Origin of the sequence: Clostridium sp. CX1 (genome assembly GCF_025398335.1) — a bacterium.
Classification (GTDB): Bacteria; Bacillota; Clostridia; order Clostridiales; family Clostridiaceae; genus Clostridium_AM; species Clostridium_AM tanneri.
The window spans coordinates 117,014-138,876 of the sequence record NZ_JAODOO010000009.1 but is presented as its reverse complement, the minus strand read 5'-3'; the positions used below and the strand labels follow the sequence as shown (position 1 = coordinate 138,876).

18 protein-coding genes are annotated in these 21,863 nt (G+C 33.2%); 7 read left to right on the top strand and 11 right to left on the bottom strand.

Annotation, left to right across the window (positions count from 1 at the left end):
- Positions 1–23 precede the first annotated feature (23 nt).
- The 7 genes from N4T77_RS11795 to N4T77_RS11765 all read left to right on the top strand — a co-directional run bounded on the left by N4T77_RS11795 (position 24) and on the right by N4T77_RS11765 (position 9,497).
- Positions 24–833, top strand: coding sequence for an alpha-1,2-fucosyltransferase (locus tag N4T77_RS11795; protein ID WP_261672001.1), 810 nt, complete (start codon positions 24–26; stop codon positions 831–833).
- 35 nt (positions 834–868) lie between these two features.
- Positions 869–1,504, top strand: a complete 636-nt coding sequence (locus tag N4T77_RS11790; protein WP_261672000.1) for a galactosyltransferase-related protein — start codon at positions 869–871, stop codon at positions 1,502–1,504.
- 310 nt (positions 1,505–1,814) lie between these two features.
- Positions 1,815–2,807: a glycosyltransferase family 4 protein gene (locus tag N4T77_RS11785; protein WP_261671999.1), complete on the top strand. Its 993-nt coding sequence runs from the start codon at positions 1,815–1,817 to the stop codon at positions 2,805–2,807.
- A 4-nt stretch (positions 2,808–2,811) separates the two neighbouring features.
- Positions 2,812–3,747: a glycosyltransferase gene (locus N4T77_RS11780; protein ID WP_261671998.1), complete on the top strand. Its 936-nt coding sequence runs from the start codon at positions 2,812–2,814 to the stop codon at positions 3,745–3,747.
- Between the two features lie 335 nt (positions 3,748–4,082).
- Positions 4,083–6,500: a DUF3656 domain-containing protein gene (locus tag N4T77_RS11775; protein WP_261671997.1), complete on the top strand. Its 2,418-nt coding sequence runs from the start codon at positions 4,083–4,085 to the stop codon at positions 6,498–6,500.
- 80 nt (positions 6,501–6,580) lie between these two features.
- Entirely contained in the window at positions 6,581–8,941 is a 2,361-nt protein-coding gene (locus tag N4T77_RS11770; RefSeq protein ID WP_261671996.1) for an endonuclease MutS2, read from the top strand.
- 88 nt (positions 8,942–9,029) lie between these two features.
- Positions 9,030–9,497 (top strand): DUF523 domain-containing protein, encoded by a 468-nt coding sequence (locus tag N4T77_RS11765; RefSeq protein WP_261671995.1) that lies wholly within the window; start codon positions 9,030–9,032, stop codon positions 9,495–9,497.
- Positions 9,498–9,805: 308 nt separating this feature from the next.
- Here N4T77_RS11765 and N4T77_RS11760 read toward each other — a convergent pair whose 3' ends face one another.
- From N4T77_RS11760 to N4T77_RS11710, 11 genes are all read right to left on the bottom strand, one after another.
- Positions 9,806–10,609 carry a DUF6492 family protein gene (locus tag N4T77_RS11760; protein WP_261671994.1) on the bottom strand — a complete coding sequence of 268 codons (804 nt, stop codon included), beginning with the start codon at positions 10,607–10,609 and terminating at the stop codon, positions 9,806–9,808.
- Between the two features lie 144 nt (positions 10,610–10,753).
- On the bottom strand, positions 10,754–11,761 hold the full coding sequence (locus N4T77_RS11755) for a hypothetical protein (protein ID WP_261671993.1): 1,008 nt from the start codon (positions 11,759–11,761) through the stop codon (positions 10,754–10,756).
- Positions 11,762–12,375: 614 nt separating this feature from the next.
- Complete coding sequence (locus tag N4T77_RS11750) at positions 12,376–14,475, bottom strand: sialidase family protein (protein ID WP_261671992.1); 2,100 nt, start codon at positions 14,473–14,475, stop codon at positions 12,376–12,378.
- Positions 14,476–14,648: 173 nt separating this feature from the next.
- On the bottom strand, positions 14,649–15,200 hold the full coding sequence (locus N4T77_RS11745; protein WP_261671991.1) for a hypothetical protein: 552 nt from the start codon (positions 15,198–15,200) through the stop codon (positions 14,649–14,651).
- Positions 15,201–15,362: 162 nt separating this feature from the next.
- Positions 15,363–16,334, bottom strand: a complete 972-nt coding sequence (locus tag N4T77_RS11740) for a glycosyltransferase family 2 protein (RefSeq protein WP_261671990.1) — start codon at positions 16,332–16,334, stop codon at positions 15,363–15,365.
- A gap of 123 nt (positions 16,335–16,457) precedes the next feature.
- Entirely contained in the window at positions 16,458–17,447 is a 990-nt protein-coding gene (locus N4T77_RS11735; RefSeq protein ID WP_261671989.1) for a glycosyltransferase, read from the bottom strand.
- A 115-nt stretch (positions 17,448–17,562) separates the two neighbouring features.
- The gene (locus tag N4T77_RS11730) at positions 17,563–18,108 is read right to left on the bottom strand and encodes a hypothetical protein (RefSeq protein WP_261671988.1); all 546 of its coding nucleotides are present in this window, start codon (positions 18,106–18,108) and stop codon (positions 17,563–17,565) included.
- A gap of 164 nt (positions 18,109–18,272) precedes the next feature.
- On the bottom strand, positions 18,273–19,124 hold the full coding sequence (locus N4T77_RS11725) for a hypothetical protein (RefSeq protein WP_261671987.1): 852 nt from the start codon (positions 19,122–19,124) through the stop codon (positions 18,273–18,275).
- Between the two features lie 257 nt (positions 19,125–19,381).
- Positions 19,382–20,113, bottom strand: a complete 732-nt coding sequence (locus N4T77_RS11720) for a DUF1647 domain-containing protein (RefSeq protein ID WP_261671986.1) — start codon at positions 20,111–20,113, stop codon at positions 19,382–19,384.
- A 2-nt stretch (positions 20,114–20,115) separates the two neighbouring features.
- Positions 20,116–20,958 carry a hypothetical protein gene (locus tag N4T77_RS11715; RefSeq protein ID WP_261671985.1) on the bottom strand — a complete coding sequence of 281 codons (843 nt, stop codon included), beginning with the start codon at positions 20,956–20,958 and terminating at the stop codon, positions 20,116–20,118.
- A gap of 117 nt (positions 20,959–21,075) precedes the next feature.
- Positions 21,076–21,696 (bottom strand): glycosyltransferase family 32 protein, encoded by a 621-nt coding sequence (locus N4T77_RS11710; protein WP_261671984.1) that lies wholly within the window; start codon positions 21,694–21,696, stop codon positions 21,076–21,078.
- Between the last annotated feature and the right edge of the window lie 167 nt (positions 21,697–21,863).

The following is a 21,863-nucleotide window of genomic DNA, read 5'->3' as shown; positions in this document are numbered from 1 at the left end:
CGCTAGAAAGGAGAAAACTACAAATGATTATAGTGCCAGTAGGTGGAGGGCTAGGCAATCAGTTTTTTCAATATGCCTTAGGAAGAAGATTAGCAATAGTAAATAAAGCAGATGTTAAATTCCAGATTCCAGTGTATAAACAGAATTACTATAGAAACTACTGCTTAAAATATTTTAATACAATAGAAAATATAGCAGACGAAAAAGAAATAGAAGAGATGAAAAAACGATGTTATATATCTGAAAAATATTTTCATTTTAATAAAGAAATATTAAATCTGCAGGGAGATGCTTATCTACAGGGATATTGGCAAAGTGAAAAATACTTTAAAGATATTGAAGAGGTAATAAGACAAGAGTTTACACTAAAAAACAAATCAAGTTTACCCAATGTGGAAATGGCTACTAAAATCCAAAACTGTAATTCTATAAGTCTTCATATTAGACGAGGAGACTATTTGTGGGTACCAAACTCTATAATTAAAGAACTTTATTCTTTAGAGTATTACCATAATGCCGCAAATATAATTGCAAGTTCAATAGATGAACCTCAGTTCTTTATCTTTTCAGATGATATGGAGTGGGTAAAACAAAATCTTAAGTTAAAATATAAAATGACATTTGTTGATATAAATGATAATGATAAGAATTATGAAGATTTGAATTTAATGAGTTTATGCAAACATCATATAATAGCTAACAGTACCTTTAGCTGGTGGGGAGCATGGCTTGGAAAAAATAATAGTAAAATCGTAATTGCCCCTAGAAACTGGTTTAATAATAAAGACATGAATACTTCGGATTTAATACCAGAATCATGGATAAGGATTTGATATATTTAAATATAAATATGAAAGGATGCTTTACTATGTTTGATGAAAAAATTTCGGTACTCATACCTTTTAAATCTGATGGTGGATACCGTGAAAAAAACTGGCAATGGATAAAAAGAAGATATGAGACTTTGCTACCTAATGCTGAAATATGTATAGGTAGTTCAGATATAGAACCCTTTTCTAGATCTGCTGCAATAAATGATGCTGCTAGGAGAGCAACTAGAGAAATATTTATGATTGCTGATGCAGATATATCCTTTGACACAAAACAAATAGAACTTGGCATTGATGCACTAAAAGATTATGTTTGGGTATTGCCCTTTGTGTATTCAAATTTTCTAAAAGAAGATCAAACAACTTGGCTGCTAAATCAAGAACCTTCTATAACTATGAGTGATATTGATTTTACTGGGTGTCATACTTGTACTGGTATAAATAGTCAGATAGTTATAGTACCTAGGCAATATTTTGAGAAGGTTGGAGGATTTGATGAACGGTTTAAGGGATGGGGATGTGAAGACGATGCATTCTTAATGGCCATGTATAAACATTGTGGTGCCAATACACGGTTAGATGGATTCAGTACATGGCACTTACACCATCCTCATGCATCTATGGATAACTACGGTAATAACTTGAGTATTTTACAGGATTTTTATCTAAAATAATCTATCAAAAGTAGTAGTACCCTAGCAAGTAAAAAGATAATTTAGAATTTATAGGGTTCCAAACAGAAAAGTAAATATTTATTATTTAAAATCTAAGGATTTCAATTATATAAGGAAATGAATAAGGTAACTTTCTGACTTGGAACCTCTATATACACTATAGATTTTTTATGGCTGCAAGTATATATCAACTTCTTTAAAGTTGATATCTCAAATAGAATATTCTAACAATTCGTGATATTGATTAAAAGTATTGCATAATAATATTTTAAGACTATAGTAATATATAAGCTTTTAGGGGGATTTGCTTATGAAGATACTACTTTGCGTAAGAGGAGATTATTATAGAAACTTTGCAGGGGATTCTGTACAGGTCATAAAAACAGCAGAACACCTGAAGAAAATGGGAGTAAGTGTAGAGATAAATAATGGCCATATAGTGGATTACTCTGGTTATGATATAATACATTTATTTAACTTGACCATGATAGGAGAAACATATAAATATTTTAAAATAGCTAAGTCCTATAAAAAAAGTATAGTACTGTCTTCTGTATACTGGGATTTTAAAAAATACTATAATCATATTAATGATTTAGAAAGCATTAAGTTATGGGATAGGTGCAAAGTATATAGAACGGAGATATTAAGAGGATGTAAGATGGTATTTCCTAATAGTAAGGCTGAAGGGGAATTAATACAAAAAGAATTTGGGGGATGGGTTCCCTGTACTGTAGTTTACAATGGAGTAGAAGTGGAAAATGATGATGTACCCCTTTATAATTTCAAAGGAAGACATAATTTAAATAATTATGTCCTATGCGTTGGCACAATAGATAAAAGAAAAAATCAGTTGCTTTTAGCTAAAGTGTGCAGCGATTTGGGAGCTCAATTAGTTTTAGTTGGAAACATAGGAGATAAAAATTATTTTAATGAATGTATGAAATTTAAAAATGTAGTGTATCTGGGATTTATGGATAATTATAATGTGTATAATGCCTACAGGTTTGCTAAACTTCACGTACTGCCATCCTTTCTAGAGGCTCCAGGTTTATCATCATTAGAAGCTGCAGCAAGTGGATGTAATATAGTATCAACAAGTGAAGGTTGTGCTGAAGAGTACTTTAAGAAAATGGCACTTTACTGCAATCCTTATGATATAGACAGTGTCTACGAATCAGTTCGACTTGGAATGAAGCAAAATAAGAATTGTAGTTTAAAATCCTATGTTACAGAAAATTATAATTGGGATAAATGTATAAAAGTACTCTATGAAAGCTATTTAAAAATAGGGGGAAACTAATACTATGCTTAGTAAAGTAATTTGTTCTAAAGAAGAAAGTATTATTGATAACGATAACAGTGGCTTTTATGCCTCAGTTATAGTTCCTTGTAAAAATGAGGTTGACAGCATAAAATGGACAATAGATTCTATAAAAAACTCCAAAAATAATCTGTCCTATGAAATCATCATAGTTGATGATGGTTCTACAGATGGAAGCTGTAATTTTATAGATGAAAATAAAGAAGCTTATAAAAATATAAGAGTTATCAGAACCGAAAATGGGGGAACAGCCGGTGCCAGAAACATAGGTGCAGAAGCGGCAGAAGGGAAATATCTATTTTTTTGTGACGCACATGCAAAGGTGCCGGATTATTGGATTGATAACCTAATAGAAACCCTGGAAAAGAATGATGCTGATGCTGTAGCTGCAACTATAAAGGTTATGGATGGAGAGGCTAGAGGATATGGTGGAACCTGGAATAATAAGCTCCAATTTACATGGTTAGGAAAGCCTGAAGAAACAGTTGCAGAGATACCTTTTTTATCTGGTGGAGCTTTAGCAATTAAAAGAGATGTTTTTCAGGAGATTGGTGGATTTGATAAAAACTTTGAAGTTTATGGTGTTGAAGATCAAGAAATATCCTTAAAACTATGGTTATTTGGTTATAAAGTGGTGATTAACTGCTCTGTTGAAGTAGAGCACCTCTATAAAGAGAAACGGTGTTACGAAGTAACCTACCTTAATGTACAATATAACTTCTTATGTATGGTGTATTCACACTTCGGTTATGATAATTTAGTTAAAGCAATAAGGGCATCAAAAGAACTTCCAAGCTTTGATGAAGCCATGGCAAAGGTGATAGTGAATGATAATATATTTAAACAAAGAAGAGATTATTTTAGTAGAAGAAAATATGATGAAAATTATTTTATACAAAAATTCAATATACAATTTTAATCTTGAGTAGTGAAATTCTCCCTTTGTATAGGTGGGTAAGTTTTATCAAAAATATATTTTTAAATAGAATTATAACTTAAATAGGACAATAACCTTTTCAGAGGCTATTGTCCTATTTAAGTTAGAGTACTTTGGGAAAACATAAGTTTATAATAATCAGCTAATCATCTTCAACTTGAAGGGGTGTATGGAATTAGTTCAGAAAGATTAAAATCAGTTTGAAAAGCTAATAATATAAAGGTATAATAAAGAACGTATCATCAAACTTTTAAAGATAAATTTACATAGAAATTACTTAATAAAAAGCATATGACTAATATTAGGAGAGATAAATAATGAAAAAAATAGAACTTTTAGCACCTGCAGGTAGCATGGAGAGCTTATATGCAGCAGTACAGGCTGGGGCAGATGCAGTATATCTAGGTGGAAATAAGTTTTCTGCTAGAGCATATGCATCAAATTTTGATAATGAAAACATGACTAAGGCATTGGAATACTGCCATTTATATAATGTAAAAATGTATGTTACCATAAACACAATTTTGAAGGAAGATGAAGTAAGGGAAGCATTGGAGTATGCTAAGTTTTTATATAAAATAGGTGTAGATGCACTTATAATTCAAGACTTAGGATTTGCAAATTTAATAAGAAAAAACTTGCCTAATTTCGAACTACATGCCTCCACTCAGATGACTATACATAATGCTGAGGGGGCTTTATTTTTAAGGGAATTAGGATTTAAAAGAATAGTACTTTCAAGGGAATTGTCTTTAAAGGAGATATCCCACATATCTAGGGAACTGGGAGTAGAAACAGAGATATTCGTTCATGGTGCTCTTTGTGTGTGTTACTCAGGTCAGTGTCTAATGAGCAGCATGATTGGAGGAAGAAGTGGAAACAGAGGGAGATGCGCTCAATCCTGTAGACTTCCAAATACTATTATAGATAAAAAGACCATGACAGAGAGAAAGGGATACTTACTAAGCCCTAAGGATATATGTACAATTGAAAATGTAAAAGATATAGTAGAAAGTGGTACTTCTTCGCTAAAGATAGAAGGAAGAATGAAAAGACCGGAATATGTGGTAGGTGTTGTTCAGGCCTATAGAAGGGCTATAGACAATGCTTTAGGTATTGAAAGAAAGTCAAAGGAAGAGATAAACTTTAACGTAGATAAAGAAAAGAAGAAGCTTCTGCAGCTTTTTAATAGAGAAGGTTTTTCAAAGGCATATCTCTATGGTAATGTAGGAAGGGATATGATGGCATATACTTTCCCTAAAAATACAGGGGTAGAGCTTGGTAAAGTACAGAAAGATTTAACAGTTGTACTAAAAGAGAATATATCTATTAAAGACGGTATAAGAACTGAAGAAGAGGGCTTTACTGTATCTAAGATAATAAAAAATGGTAAAGAAGTAGAAGATGCCTTTAAAGGGGATAAGGTAAAGCTAATGCCGGTGCAGTATAAAAGCGGCAGCATACTTTATAAAACCTCTGATGTGAAGCTATTAAATGAACTAGAAGAGGTTTATAAAAAGCCTTTTGAAAGAAAAGTTCAATTAAATTTATCAGTAAGGTTTAGAGTAGAAGAACCAATAGAATTGAGTTGCTGCTATGAAGGTGAGAGTTTAAAGGTCACAGGAGAGGTTGTACAAAAGGCATTAAAGAAGCCTTTGGATAAAGAGAGAGTTATAGATAGCTTAAGTAAGGCTGGAGATACACCTTTTAAGTTTACAGATATTAGCTTTGAAGAATTTGATAATGGTTTTTTACCTATATCTGCCTTAAATGAGGTAAGAAGAAGCTTAGTGGAAAAGTTAAGTAAACATATACTAGATAAAAATGATAGTAACATAGACAATAGCTATGAAAAACAAACTATTAAAAATGATATTGTAAGCAGCAAAAGTTTAAATGAAGATAATTTGAACAAAGCAGGAGAAACTAATAGGTATTCCCTGCCAGAAACTATCGTTTATGTAAGCAATGAAGAACAACTTAGAGCATTTATAGAATCTGACTTTAGATTTGTGGCAGTAAATCCCTTTGGTCTTTTAGACTTTAGTTCTTTAGACAAATTAAAAGAAAAAAAGATGTTTATAAAAATACCTAATATAATAAGAACTGAGTTTGAACACCTAATTAAGCAAGTAGAAGAAAACCTAGATAGAGTAGAAGGCATAATTACAGCGAATCTAGGAGCTATAAGTAGATTAAGAGGTAAAACCAATATAATAGGAGACTATAAACTAAACATATTTAATAGTGAGGCTTTAGATTTCTACAAAGATTTTCTCATTGGCAGCTGCTTAAGTGTAGAGTTAAATAAAAAAGAAACGAGAAGCTTGGTTAAAAAGGCCCAATTACCTACGCAGACATTGGTTTATGGAAAAGTTGAATTAATGGTCAGTGAGTATTGTCCTATAGGAAGTACTTTTGGTGGCAAATGTTCAACTAACAATTGTAACAATGCTTGTAAAAGGGGAGAATTTGTGTTAAAAGATAGAAAGGGAGAAGAATTTATACTTGGAACAGATAGATTTTGTAGAAGTTATATTTATAATAATGTGCCTATCAATTTAATTGACAATATAGGTGAATTAAGAGATATGAATATAAATTCTTTTAGAGTTGATTTTATAGATGAAAGCTATGAAAGAACTAAAAAAATCCTAGAAACCTTAAAAAATGAGGAATGGAAGGATGATTTTAGTCAGTTTACAAGGGGACATTACAAAAGAGGCGTAGAGTAAAAATCAGGGACTTTATAGCTTAAAGATAAAATGGAATGATTTAAATTACACAGGCAATCTGTATAAAGGTGGTAGAATAAATGAACGAAAAATCTCTGAAAATTTTAGAGTTCGGTAAGATTAAAGAAGGACTGAAAAGATACACAGTTACAAAGGCAGGTAAGGATTTAATAGATGAATTAAAGCCTTATGATAACATATATGAAGCAAGAGAACACTTAGAAGAAACAAAGGAAGCATTGAGATTGCTTGTGACAAAGGGAGCACCTCCTTTTGAAGGAGTTTACGATGTAAGAGAAGGAATAAGCAGGGCAGAAAAGGGATCCTCTCTTATGCCAGCACAGCTTTTAAGAATAGCGGCAATGCTTAGATCTGCAAGAAGATTTAAGGAATATGTAAGTCATAAAGAAGAAGAAGAAGCTTTCAGAGTAATTGAGGATATTTGTGAAGGCATTGTTCCACTTAAAAAGTTAGAAGATGAAATATTTTTAGCTATAGAATCAGAGGAGGAAATTTCAGATAGAGCCAGTTCAACTCTATACAATATAAGAAAATCTTTAAAAGATAAGAATTCCTCTGTAAGAGACAAGGTTAACTCTCTTATAAGAAGCTATTCTGCTTATCTTCAAGATACTCTATATACAATGAGAGGAGACAGATATGTTCTTCCTGTAAGAGCAGAGCATAAAGGAGCTGTACCAGGACTTGTTCATGATCAAAGCTCCAGCGGGGCTACCTTATACATAGAGCCTATGAGTCTTGTTAATTTAAACAATGAAATAAAGGAGCTTATGCTTAAGGAAAAGGCAGAAGTAGAGAGAATACTTGCAGAGCTTTCTGGTAAGGTTTATGAGAATAGAGTAGTAGTAAGAAACAACGCAAGCATTATATGGGAGCTAGACTTTATATTTGCAAAAGCCAAGTATGCCAGTGATACAAACTGCACAGCTCCGATAATAAATGATGAAGGTATAATTGATATAATAGAAGCAAAACACCCACTTATAGATAGAAAAATAGCTGTTCCAATGAGTATGTATTTAGGCAGAGAATTTACTTCTTTAGTTATAACAGGACCTAACACTGGAGGAAAAACTGTTACCCTAAAGACAGTGGGACTGCTGCATATTATGGCTTTAAGTGGACTTATGATTCCAGCTAGAGAACACTCTACTGTGAGCTTTTTTAAAGAGGTATTTGCAGATATTGGAGATGAACAGAGCATAGAACAGAGTCTATCAACCTTTTCATCTCACATGACTAACATAGTAAACATAATTGAAAAGGCAGATGAAAAGTCCTTAATATTATTCGATGAATTAGGAGCTGGGACAGATCCTACAGAGGGAGCAGCACTAGCAGTATCAATTCTTGAGCATTTAAGAAAAAGAGGCTGTAGAATAGTAGCTACAACCCACTATAGTGAACTTAAAGCCTATGCATTAAAAACAGAAGAAGTAGAAAATGCTTCTGTTGAATTTGATGTGGAAACCCTTAGACCTACTTATAGATTGCTAATAGGTGTTCCAGGTAAATCAAATGCCTTTGAAATATCTAGAAGATTAGGACTTCCTGACTTTATAATTGGAGATGCAAAGGAAAGCATAGCCAGTGAAACTCTTAAATTTGAAGATTTAATTCAAAGTCTGCAGGATAAGAGTATTAAAGCTGAAAACTATGCTAGAGAAGCAGAGGTTTTAAAGCTTGAAGCAGCAAAACTTAAGGAGAAATATGAAGAAAAGCTATATAGTCTTAATAATGCTAGAGAAAAGGCTATAATTGATGCACAAAGAGATGCAAAGAGAATATTAAAGGAAGCAAAAGAAGATGCAGATAAAATAATTAAAGATATGAGAGAATTAGAAAAGATGGGCTACGGCTCTGACGCAAGACAAAAGCTTGAAGAGAAGAGAAGAAATCTTAAAGATAAACTTGAAAATGCAGAAGAAAAGGCAAACAAGGTTAAAGAGGAAGATGGAGAGGAACTTAAAACTGTTGGCGAAGGTCAGGAGGTTTTTCTACCTTCTTTAAACCAAAAGGTTATTGTTCTATCTAAACCTGATAGCAAGGGAGAAGTTCAGGTTCAAGCTGGAATTATGAAGATTAATGTTAAGCTTAAGGATCTAAGAGCCACAAAAGGTCCTTCTAAGGAAGAAAAGAAAATAGCAAAAAGAGAAGCTAAGTTAAATTTAAGATCCGTTGCAAGCTCCGTGGATTTAAGAGGAATGGATTCTATGGAAGCTGCCTATACTGCAGATAAGTATTTAGACGATGCTTATATGGCAGGGCTTGCGGAGGTGAGCATTATTCATGGAAAAGGAACAGGGGTACTTAGAAATGCAATTAATGATATGCTTAAGAGACATGCCCATGTTAAGAGATATAGACTTGGAGAGTATGGTGAAGGTGGAAGTGGAGTTACTATGGTAGAATTAAAATAATTTAAGGATACCTTATATAAAAGTTGTCAAAAGTTTTTCATTACAAAAACTTTTTAATTGAATTTGTAGAGTTAAGTGGGGTGAGTTTATGATTATAGTAAGTGCCTGTTTATGTGGAATGAACACAAAGTATAACGGCGGCAATAATTTAAATGAAAAAGTATTGAAACTTGTTCGTGAGGGCAAAGCCATACCAGTTTGTCCAGAGCAACTAGGGGGACAGAGTACTCCAAGAGCTGCCCACGAAATATTTAAGGCTACAGGAGCAGCGGTACTAGATGGGAAGGCAAGAGTAGTTGGACCAGAAGGTGACGATGCAACAGAGGAATTTTTAAAGGGAGCTTATGAGACTCTAAAGATATCTAAAGAATGCAGTGCAAAGGTAGCTATACTAAAGGCTAGAAGTCCTTCCTGTGGACATGGAAAGATTTATGATGGAAGCTTTAGTGGTGCTAAGATTAATGGTAATGGTGTTACTGCAGAGCTTTTAGAGAGAAATGGAATTAAGGTTTATACTGAGGAAGATGACCTAGAAGATATTATAAAGACATTATAGATAACTTGTTTTTAATTGTTATAAAAGGATGCTTCAGATAAACTGAGGCATCCTCTTTTACTATTAATCTCTAGTTAATTCTAAATAGTTAGCAACAATTCTTACAGTAAAAGTACGAGGTGGAGGACAAGACTCATCACCAAATACGAAGAAGAATCTGGTCTCCTCCCACAAATGGGACTATAGGCAGGTTATGATTTATGGCAGGTAAAGGAGTCAAATAACGAAAAGTTTGAATAAAGTTAAATATTTATACATTTCCAATAGGAGAATAGGGTTTTCTGGTTAATACATAAAAGGGATCTCAATTACCAATGTTCTATTGAAATTAAGTCAAAGTTTTTTGAGGCCATTATCAATCCTTCGTCTGTTGGGGACATTCCCAAATATATACTTCCTTCTCTTAGTGACCTTAATTTCCTCATGCCGTATTTATAAGGGTAATATTTCATAACGTAGTTACCGTAGGTTTCAAACTCACTAAACCCTGCTCCCTGTATATCTTTTTCATCAATAGAATACATTATTTTTTCATAAAAATAGTTACCTTTTAAATTTTTATTACTTTCGATTTTCTTGATTAGTTCAATCATTATTTTTGTATCTATTATCATATGCTCTGCTATAAATGACTGATTATTATACTTCTTAACTTCATTATTAAAGAGTTTTCCAATAGTTGTGAAATAAGGCGTATGATACTCGGTCTTCATCGTAAACAAATATTTATCGCTTCTATCGTCAAAAAATGGAATAGTGTTAAGAGGTATTGTATCAGCGTCCCATACAACATAATAATTTTCTCTACTTATTGTTGCATAAGACATTTTAAGAAATTGCTGAAGATACCAGCCACTTCGGTTAGTGCTTCCTGTAATATTATACATAATAGATTGAATAGTACTTAATTTCATATCTTGATAAATCTCATCTTCATTAATAAATTCTAGTTTCTTATTAAGTGGAAATGAACTTTTTAACTCGCTAGAACCAATAAAAATAATCTTTCTAGGTGAGAGCATTTTGAATATATAGGGTATATTTTTTATAACTAAAGACAAATCTTTTTTTGCCACTGGTATAATTACATCAAATAATTTATTATTATCCATTATATTTTACTCCTATTTAAGTCCAATGTATAAAATATTTATGATTTATACTGCTGTGTTTTGTTATATTGTATGTACTAGAGCTTTGTTATTGTATAAAAGGGTACTTTAGTAAAACCAAAGCACCCAATTTTAAAATTGATACTATCTTTCTAAATAGTTAGCAACAATTCTTACAGTAAAAGTACGAGGTGGAGGACAAGACTCATCACCAAATACGAAGCAGAATCTACCAGCGTTTAAGCTAGGAATACAGTTTGGACCATCACCAGTAAATAGTCTGCAAGCTTTAATAGATATAAGTCTATTTTGAGCATCATAAACTAATACTCCAACACTAACCAATTTATTTGGACAAACATTTCTTAAAGTAACATTTACGTCTAAGAATCTACCAGTACAATCTAAAGTGATATTATCAAAGGTTTCTGATTTCTCTAATTCACATCTAGCGTATACTACAGCTCTTTGGTCTACAAAACAGCAAGGACAAGGTGTAGGAGTAGGAGCCGCTGTTGTAGGTGCAGCAGTAGTTGGAGCAGCAGTAGTTGGTGCCGCTGTAGTCGGTGCAGCAGTAGTTGGAGCGGCAGTAGTAGGAGCCGCTGTAGTCGGTGCAGCAGTAGTTGGAGCGGCAGTAGTTGGAGCCGCTGTAGTCGGTGCAGCAGTAGTTGGTGCAGCAGTAGTTGGAGCTGCAGTAGTTGGTGTTACTGCAGTACAGCTTGGTCCTGTTATAACTCCAATAAAACATGTCTCTGGTGATGGGTCTCCTCCACCAGTCTTTACAGCTACATTGACATCAGTTTGTTGAAAACATCCTCTTATGGTAAAGGTATAAATTCCTGTAACGTTATTATTGTTAACTCCATCATATTTGATTCCATTAAAAGTTGTAATAGGAGGTGGTGGGGCACTATTAGATAAACATGATCTAAAAGTTCCAGTTTCTGCTGTAATATCATCAGGTGCAGAAAAGTTAATTACTTCTTGCACAGGATCAGAACAAAGCTGAAGGACCCAATCACTAATTTCCCCTCCTGGTGGTGATGTTGTAGTTATAGAAACTGCATATCTCCAAGTTTGAGTATTATTTGAATTACAAACGGCATCAATAAAAGTTATTGTATACCCGGCAAGTGTAACACTATTTGCCATATAAACATCTCCTCTGTAAAAGTTTTTTGAGTTTTATTAATTGTATATCACCTTTTTAATATAATTTTGCTGAGGTTATTAATACTAAATTATAAATATCCTCTTAGGATCAGTAAGCTGACATATCGTAGTGTTTAAATTAGAAAAAGTCTAATTTTTAAGCTTGTACATTATTAGCTTTGTTTGGTAATGTCATCTGATGAGGAACTGCAAGATTGTCTGTACCTAATGTAGTAATACTTATTAGAGTTCATTCCCATACAATTCAGAAATTTTTTCATAAATGAGAAACTAAAAATCACCTCATTATAGTTTTTAAAGTATATTTCATAGATTTCTTAGTTCATTTTGAACATTAGTATATGCGTAAAGTAACTAAGAAACATCTATGTAATTAGATTTAACAGGTAAATATATACTAAAACAAAAATGAATTAAAAATTAGTAGATTATCTCTACTTTAATATATGTAATATTTTATAAAGTGCTAATAAAATAAGTAGAATATTTTATATAAATATCATTAAAATTTTAAAAAATAACCTCTAAAAATTTTTGGAGGTAGGCCTGATTCCTATGGAGTGGTAACCAATATGAACCAGGCAAATAGCATACTATCCTTCTAAATAGTTAGCAACAACTCTAACTGTAAGAGTACGGGCTGGAGGACAAGGTTCATCATCAAATACAAAGCAGAATTTACCAGCATTTAATCTAGGAATACAATTTGAACCGTCACCAGTAAAAAGTTTACAAACCTTAATAAATAAAAGTCTGTTTTGATTATCATAAACTAATACCCCAATACTAACTTGCTTGTTTGGACAAAGATTTCTTAGAGTAACATTTACATCTAATAATCTACCTGTACAGTTTAAAGTCATATTATCAAAGGTTTCTGATTTCTCCAATTCACATCTAGCATATACTACAGCTTTTTCATCTACAAAGCAACAAGGACAAGGTGTAGGGGTAGGGGCAGCAGTAGTTGGAGCCGCAGTTGTCGGAGCAGCAGTGGTCGGTGCAGCCGTTGTTGGAGGTGTGGTAGTTGGTGCAGCAGTGGTCGGTGCAGCTGTTGTTGGAGCTGCAGTAGTTGGAGCTGCAGTAGTTGGAGCAGCTGTAGTCGGTGCAGCTGTAGTTGGAGCTGCTGTAGTCGGTGCAGCTGTAGTTGGAGCAGGTATACATTCTGTTTCAATAAAGAATACATCTGGATTTTGATTTCCATTTAAAACAAAACGGTTATCGCTCCAGCCATGATATAGCGCATTTCCAGGTCCAGCGATTATCTGATTATAGTCACCCATATAACAGCCTGAAACAGCAGTATCAAAATTAGGATTAGTAATTGGTACTGGTGAAAATACTGTGCTAACTTGACTTTCAGCACTTAAACCCTCTGTGATAGAAAAACTCTTTTTAAATAATGCAAAAGTACCATTTCCAGTGTCGCCTACATTATTCGGATCATTAAAGCGATTGTAGTGTATATGAGCTCTGTCGCAATTAAAGGCAACAGATGGGAAGAATTCAGTAGCTATACTATTAGTAACTGGAGTTGTGGTCCAGCTATCGCCACCATTAGTGCTGTAAGCTAGGAATATATTAGATTGAAATTCTTCTAAACTAACGCTAGCATTCCAGACTGCATAAAGTGTACCATCAGGGGCAACAGCAGCATGTGGAAACTCATTTATTCTAATGGATCTAGTAAAATCTGGTGGAACAGCAATTACAAGTCTGTCGCAAGCTACAGCATTTCCAGCCTGAACAAAAGGACCTGAAACTAGCGTTGGAGAACTAAAGTTAACTCCCCCGTCTGTTGACTTAACCATATAGATAAAGCAATCTAAAGAATTTAAATCAATTTGTTCATAGAATACATATATATTCCCGTTGCTGTCTATCACTGGAAAAGAACCGGAAACATAGCTTGTTAAAGGATCTAGAGTAGTGTGAGCTATAGTTTTACTTCCGATTATTTCTGTGGGAGTTGGACCTGTTGTAAATTTAGAGAACCTGATTGTGGTTAATTCCTGTGAACCCCGTTGTAGAAAATCACTCCAAGTAACATAGAGAGCCTGTGAGCCAGTTTGATTTTTATCAATACCAACGGTTATCCATTCTTTATCTTGAAGCCTATTTGGCAGAGACTGCCCCCTACCTACTACAATAGGATTATTAAATTGTAATGTTCTATTTGTATTATTTACTTGGGCAGTGTTAACAATTATTACAGATTCACCTGATGATAGCGTTCCGAGATGTCCATAGTAGAAAATTCCCTTAGTATCTACTGCTATAACAGGATCTCCACCATTGTCTATAATATCTCCTCCTATAGGTACGGAGCCGCAATCACACCAGGTAACCCCACTATCGCTTGAAAATCCATATCCTGAAAAACCTGTGGGAGCATCATTGGAGTCATTAAATCCAAAAAGAATAAATTCGCCAAAGTAAGCTAAGCTTGTTTCACTTTGGGTTATATTTGGATACTCATTAGCATCTATGGAAGATGCGTTAACCTGTCTTTCACCAGGAGAACCTGGACCTGAGTTGCCATTTCCACAGTTAGGACAAACATCGCCTGTAGGAACTATGTCTTTCGTTATTTTGGGGATTAAAGCACCTTTTTTAAAAGCTAAAGAGGTTTCTGGTTCTAGTTTACTTAAAAGTTCAATGGCAAGTTTTTTTGGTATAATGTTATCTGGCAACTTAATTCACTCCTTTAAAACTATGTGCATCTGTTTATTAGCTAAAGCCCATCCGATGTAACATTTCTCTGGTTTTTAGATTACCAGTGGTGACCGGATAGGCAATGTATTAGTTCCTTATAAAGTTTGAGTTTAATACACAGAAGCTTAGGTATAATATATTGAAAACTCTTTTATCTTTCTAAGTAATTAGCAATAATTCTAACAGTAAGGGTGCGAGATGGAGGACAAGGGGCATCGTCAAATACAAAGCAGAATCTACCAGCATTTAGAGTTGATATGCAATTAGTACCTTCACCGGTAAATAATCTACAAACCTTCAAGGATAGTAGATTGCTGCCTTCGTAAACTAATACTGCTACAGCAACTCGTTTATTTGGGCAAACATTCCTTAATGTAACATTTACATCTAATAGTCTACCTGTGCAATCTAAGGTTACATTATTGAAGGTTTCTGTTTTTTCCAATTCGCATTTATCATATGTTATAGGTCTTTGTTCTGCAGAGCAACATGTGCAAGGTGCCTGAGTTGGTGCGGCAGTTGTTGGTATAGAGGTAGTTGGGGCTGTAGTTGTTGGTCTAGCAGTAGTAGGTCTGGAGGTCGTTGGTCTAGCAGTAGTCGGCCTAGCGGTGGTTGGGCAACAGCATTCTGCAGAGGTACTTATCTCCTCAAATCCTTCGTATAAAGGAGAATCGATATTTATTGTTTTACTATTTTCATCCATAACTACAATATCCTTTCTTCAATTTTTTAGTGATATACTAGGCAATAACATTTGCCTAATATATGATATGGGCAATAAATAATAATGTTCACAAGTTGTATAAGATTTACATTTTTATTTACACAACATTAAAAGCTTATATTTAACTTAGTACTGCTAATTTTAAAATTTAATATCAAATTTATTAAAAAAGTAGTTTTCATCAAATTTCCGTCTACTAAAATAATCTCTTCGTTGTCTTAACAAATCTTCATTCAGCATTACTCGTGCTAAGGCTTCAGGAAACCCTGGGGTATCCTTTACCATGTCAAAGGCCTTAATTAGGTTTTCGATACCAAAATGGGAAAAAGCCATGCATAAGAAGTTGTGCATGAAATCTATGTGTGTCACACCATAGTTGTTAGTTAGTTTAAATAAGTGAATTACTTCAACAGAGGAGTCAACAACAATTTTATAGCCAAAGAGCCATAGTTTTAATGAAATTTCCTCATCTTCTTTTCCCCAAACTTCAAAATGTCTTTCAAAGCCGCCAATATTATCAAAAGCAGTTTTACGTAGTCCGAAAGCACCACCGGGAGCCAGAGCAACTTCTTCACCGTCCCGATTAGGTTTACCTAGCCAAGTAACTTGGAGCTTTTCACGCCAAGTTTCTCCGTAGCCCACTCCACCACCTACGTTATCTTTAATTGCGGGAACTACAACATCAGCGTTGTTTTCTTCAAGAGTTTTTATAAGCTTGTCAAGCCAATAATCGGGAACTGTTACGTGGGCATCACAGAAAAAGATATATTTACCGAGAGCATTGTCTCCACCCAAATTTCGTGCTGCTGATGGACCTAAATTTTTTGATGTGAAGAGTCTTAGGTTTGGGTAAGCATTTCTATTATTGTTTATAAACTCACAGCATCCATCCGTTGAACCATCATCAACTACAATAATCTCAAAAGATAGCCGATTTTTTGAATTCATTATAGAATCTACTGTATTTTTTAAGTTCACTGATTCATCCCTGCAGGGGATTACTATAGAAGCATCATAAGTGTAGGTATCTTCAGTTCTATTTGTGAGTATATCTACTTTGTCTAAAACATTTGCATTACCAAGTTCATTATCATAAAATATTTCTGAACTCATAAAAATAAATTCCTCCAGTCATATTTATAAAATCTTAAATAAGACATATATATATATATATAGAAAGTAACATCTAATGCTATTTTCATAATTAGTTACTTATTCAGACTTATAGGTGATTAACTAAAGCTCAATGTTAAATTTATTAAAAAACCAGTCATCATCATATTTCCTACTGCAGAAATAATCCTTTCTTTGGTTCATTAAGTCTTGATTAATTAATGCTTTGGCAGCAGCTGTAGTAAAAAGTTTATTTTGACTTAAAGTAACTATAGCTTTAGAGAAGTTATTATCACTGAAATGAAAATAGCAAAGGCATAAATAATTGTACATAATGTCTGCATATGTGATTTTATAGGAATTGTTAACTTTAAAGAGATGACCAACTTCCACGGCTGAGTCCACCACAATTTTATAGCCGAACAACCATAGTTTTAGCGAAAGTTCTTGATCCTCGACACCATAAACTTGTAAATTAGTATTAAAACCTTGCACAGATTCGAATACGTCCCGTTTTATTCCAAAAGCACATCCAGGAGCTAGGGGTATTTCTGCAGTATCCTCTGAGGGCTTATCAAGCCAAGTAAAATTGAGTTTATTATTCCAAGTGCCACCATAACCTTTATAATCACTACCTATGGACTTTATTGCTGGAACTATAGCTTGAGCATTTAGGTCATTTAGTGTTTTTACAAGGGTGTCCAGCCAATTGTCAGGAACCTCAATATGAGCATCACAAAAAAATAAATATTTGCCTTTTGAATTTATAGCACCTATATTTTTGCACTTTGCAGCTCCTATGGTATCTGAATATATAACAGTGACATTTCCGTAAAGCTCTTCATTTTGTTTTAAAAAATCACAGCTTCCATCAATTGACCCATCATCAACTATAATTATCTCAAATGCAAGACTATTTTTCGATTCAACAATAGATTTTATTGTCCTTTCTAAGTTATCAACTTCATTTCTTAAGGCGATTATAATTGAAACATCAGGAGAGGCGGGAGCATTTTTAGATAAGTTACTTATGTTTTCTATCTGATAGTCTTCGTTAACTTTAACTGGAGTTGATTTTTTTTTATAATTTAGAGATAACTTGTTTAAGAACATTAGGTTATTTCCTCCAATCATAATAAACTTATATTGTGATTTAATAGAGTTGCTTACTAAAAGTCTGAGACTTTAGGCCCCAGACTTTCAAATATCGCATTAAATATAAAGATGTTTATCTTTCCAGGTAATTGGATACAGTTCTTACAGTAAAAGTACGAGGGCCAGGACAAGAATCATTTTCATCAAACACAAAACAGAATCTTCCAGAATTTAAGCTTGGTATGCAGTTAGGGCCATCACCAGTAAACAGTCTGCAAACTTTAAATGATAGAAGTCTATTCTGTGCGTCATAAACTAATACACCTACTGCAACCCATTTATTTGGACAAACATTTCTCAATGTAACGGTAACATCTAGGAACCTTCCAACACAATTTACTACAGTTTCAATATTTTCTTCTTCAACTAGTTCACATCTATCATAGTCAACTCTTCTTTCTGTTGAGAAACAACATGGACAAGGTGTTGGAGTTGGTGCAGTAGTGGTTGGAGCTGCAGTTGTAGGTGCCGCAGTAGTTGGTCTTGCAGTTGTAGGTGCTGTAGTAGTCGGTCTTGCAGTTGTTGGTCTTGGAGGCCAATCTGGAGAGAAATCCTCATCTGCAGCAAACTCCTCGTATAATGGTGAATTAACGTTTATTATTTTTTTACTTTCGTCCATTATATTCACTATCCTTTTCTTTAATATTATTAGGCATATGACTTTGCCTAGTATATAATATTAAAATCAGCTGTATTATGTTCAGCTTATAATCAAATTTTATAGAAAAATTCAAAGAGATGGTACAAAGGGTATAGTCATCAATAATAGATTTTGAAATTTAATTACTCGTTTAGCCTTCTCATTAGTTCGAAAATGGATATTATAATTACATCATTTATATTATACTTAATAAGGTTATTTTGCTTACTATGCCTATGGTGACTACGATGTTTGCGATGTCTATCATGTCTATGATGTCTGTGACCTTTAATAGGTTTATCAGTTGTATCACTTTCATCTTTTATAATCAGATTAGATTCATTTTGAATAATTTCCTCCTTGGAGCAATTTTTTAAAAACATATCTATGAGGTTGGTTAATACTGCTAAAATCAAATGAGAATTAGGTTTCATATTTATCCCCTCTTTTTTTCTTTTTTTCTTGTGGGAGAGATTTGCTACACTAAGGTCCTCTACTATTTCAGTGTTGTCTGTGGTTATAGTGTTATCATCTGTTGTAACAGAGTAACTTTTTTTATCTTCTTCACTTACACTGACATTAGAAGTTAGTTCAATTGAATTTGAAGAGTTTTCCTCATCCTTAGGGCATTCAGGTAAATCTATGAATATGTCTTCAATAGGTTGACATGGCAAAGCTAAAGAGGCACCATCATTAGATATAGGGCTATCACAGCAGTTGTAGCAGCCTTCATCAGATATACAATAATTAGCTGAAGAGATTAATGAATCTATGTAGCTGCAGTGGAAGGGGCTGCAACTTACTTGTGCATTTACATTTATTTTTTTCTCTACTTCACAGGAAGAAAAGGACACATCATAAGTATTGCAGTCTGGTAAATATGAACACATATTAATAGATACATCTATTTTTTTATATGTTTCACAGTTAAGTAAGTTAACTGACTTCTCATTATATTGACTTTGTTTATTGCAGTTTAGTGATTTATTTTCCATTTGAAATCTCCTTTATCAATCACTTAAAACAAAAGAACTTATAATTACAGTATATGAATATATATTGCATTAAGTTACTCACTAATATAATTTTTATAAGTATGCGATGTTATATTTATTCCCTTATATGGTAACAGAGCGCTGAAATTGGTATGGTGGTAGCTGCGTATAAAAATAAGAGCTATATCCCAAGATGAATTTCATGAATACTCTTGAAATCCATCTTGGTACAGCCCTACTAAGAATATATAGCTATATTACTTATATATTAACCCCTCTAGATTAGAATAAGCTCGTCTATGAGCATATATAATTTGATGAGGATTCATATTAATACCTCGCCATTCTCCATATATATAAATATCCTGTCTAGGAATCTTGTTTCTGCAGCAAAGAATGGAGTAAATACTTTGATCATGTCTGTGATTTGTATGATTGCCGAAAACAGCATCTTTAAACTTTGAGAATTTAAAGGCCTCATCTACATAGGAACTTTGATATTTTCCATTAACCTTATAGCCTTGCATTCCTGCCCAAATTTGAAGATATTGTTTTTCTTCTTCTGTAGCATTCATTATTTCAAAACATTTATCGTGGGTATAAACATAGTTTGGGTGGTAGTCACCTACAATGAGAATATCTTCCTGTTCAATAATATCATATAGGCATTTAATATTTTTTACGGTTACAGCACCGGAATCCATGTATAGTATTAGGTTACCATAGTTTCCGGCATCCTTAATAACATAAGGCTTCCAAGCAAATTGCTTTGGAGTTAAATATTCCTCAAAATAAGAATCGTCTAAATTAAATTCCATAACCTGGACCTTCTGCAAACTGTTAAGCTGCTCTTTTTCATCCTCAGTAAGACCTAAATTATATACAAGTATTTTATCAACATCATTAAAGCTTAGTCGATGAATACTAGCTATTAAGGTTAAACAAGCATTAAAATATGCTGAGTTACAGGCAGTGGCTAAAACATTCATTACTATATTTCACCTCTAATTATTTTATAAATAATGTTCAATGGATTCAGTTCATTCATTAATTTTTCTTTTTCTTTTTTTATAAAAGGGATTCTCTTTTCATATTCATTATTTTCAATGCTCCATTTTATAGTTTCAAGAGATTCATCTGGTTTTTTTAAATTGATTTTTATATAGGCTCTTGAATCAATAAACTCTTCAATATTTGGACATCCATCGTAAAAGCATAAGCATTCACAAAGTATAGGATCTATTATTTTCTCTGTAAAGTAATTTTTTTCATAAACATTCTCTGCATTAAAGTGGTACCTATATGAAATTAGACCATCTTCTTTATTAGGTAAATATCCTTTAAAGGATTTTAAAAAACCTAGATCTCCCTTGCCAAAGTGTTCATAAAATGGAAGCTTATCTAAATACTTAAGGAAATTAAATCTATCTACATGACCTTCTAAGTTATATATTCCAGATACTATCCCAGACATTACTTTATTTTTGGAGAAGTTACCATTTAGCAACTGCTGGTAGTTTAGTCCTATAAACCATTTGTCCACATTGTGATTATGCTCGGTATCGTAAACCTTAAAAAAAGCTTTGGAGTCTGGTTTATAAAAATTACCCCAGCACATTCTAGTAGATTCAGGTTCACATTGAAATACTATTGTTTTAGAGGGAGGAAAATTATTATGCTGTGGATGATTCATAATTACGAAAAAATCATAATCATCATCTAAAGTTATAAATAAATTTTTCCATGTATAGTCATTATTAGTAGTACACCTGTTAAAATGCTCCCTGATTTCATAATCAGAACACCAATTAGCATGGAATTTTATTTTTATCATTAATAAATAGACACCTCACTTAACAGTAAAGTAGAGCTAACATATTGCTACATTATAATTTATAATATACGGACAATAAGCCTATTAAGTGACAGTATTATACTTAACAAATGTAATTTATAGCCAACTGCCGGCCCAGTGGTGAACTGCATAAGCATTAGGAAACTTATTATTTTTTTTGTTTTTTTCGTCATATAGATAGGGGTAAAACAGTGCAGAATCAAAAATTTTAATATCATGTCTATCTACTAGTTTTTCAGTAGCATAGGCTTGACCTAACCTGTAGTTTATAGTCCTGCATTTCCTGAATTTTAGTGCCTTAGGAATACCATCTATTAAAGTTTTTATGATAGGATTTTTGGGGCTACACCCCATGATTGCTGTAGAGATCATATCATAACTTTCATAAGCGGCAAAAAAGTTTCTATCTGTTATTAAAGCTTCAATGTTTCTTAAACATTCAAAATCACAATCTATATATACCCCTCCGAAGTTATATAAAATTTCTAACTTGGCAATATCTGATTTTAAAACTGGATGAAATGCATTGTCAAAAGCCTTTTGATTTTGAAGCGGTATCATGTTTTTATCAGTCCAAAGCTTTATTCCCCAACTTGGATGCTTTCTACACCATGTCCTTCCGTAGTTTATAAAATCTATAGGCATAGGTTTGTCACCCAACCAGATACGGTGAAAGGTTCTAGGTATAAATAGATGAGACATGTTTTCATCTCCCATAGAATTTATAATCTCTAATATATGCTAAGTGCAGTTCAGGTGTGAATTAAATCTCATTACCTCCCTTTTATTGAACTAAGGTATTAAATAAATTATAATAAAAGATAGGTTTAATGTAATTTCTACCTGTAATATATCCTTTATGTTACAGGTAGAAGTTACGTAAT